We start from the raw sequence: 669 nt of genomic DNA, 5'->3' as shown, positions 1-669 counted from the left end.
AAGCCCACTGAAAAAGGAGCTCTCTTACTTTTAATGAAATGAAAACCGAGGAATCACTCATCAATTTGAGCGAATTCCTCGGTTATTTTGTATTTATTAAGGCCATAATTCGTTTCATATTAACCACGAAGATGGTTGTGGCTGCCTGTAACTCCATGCTGAAAAGACCCGATGCCCTTGCGACATCAAAGCCATGTCTCTGTTTTAGTTCGGCATTCTTCGCTTCGATTTTATAGCGATGTCTGGCCATTTCTTTAAAATACGGTGTTTCCTGAAATTTCTTCTGGAAAAGATGGTCGTTACTCTTAATGACTATTGAATAGGTTTTAGACTTTGCCCCCTCCGTATAACACCCCTCCTTGGAAAGGCAACTCTTGCACTTCTCAATGTCAAAGTAATGAGTGACAACTTGATTCTTGTTTTGATCTTTTTTCCCTGTCCTTGCTTTGCGAACAGCCATGTGTCCTTCTGGACAGACAAATAGCCCTGCATCTTTATTAAATTCAAACGCATCCTCTTCTTTACGGTAACCTTTTGAAACAGAAGGGTTCAGTTTTGACACCAAATGAATCTTTTCTTTGCGAGCTAGTTGAATGTTGTCCTTTCCTGAATAAGCCGCATCACCAATAATAGTCTCGATGTCCAGACTATTTTCCTTTGTTTTGGCAT

The 669-nt window shown here is 39.9% G+C and carries 1 protein-coding gene; it reads right to left on the bottom strand.

Annotation, left to right across the window (positions count from 1 at the left end):
• Positions 1–82: 82 nt before the first annotated feature.
• A partial coding sequence (locus QM374_RS10730) for a transposase (protein ID WP_414311739.1) occupies positions 83–669 on the bottom strand: 587 nt, incomplete at its 5' end.

Source organism: Streptococcus infantis, from assembly GCF_047465525.1.
Lineage (GTDB): Bacteria > Bacillota > Bacilli > Lactobacillales > Streptococcaceae > Streptococcus > Streptococcus infantis_R.
Note: the sequence above shows the minus strand (reverse complement) of the source record. Positions and strands in the feature narration are given on the sequence as shown.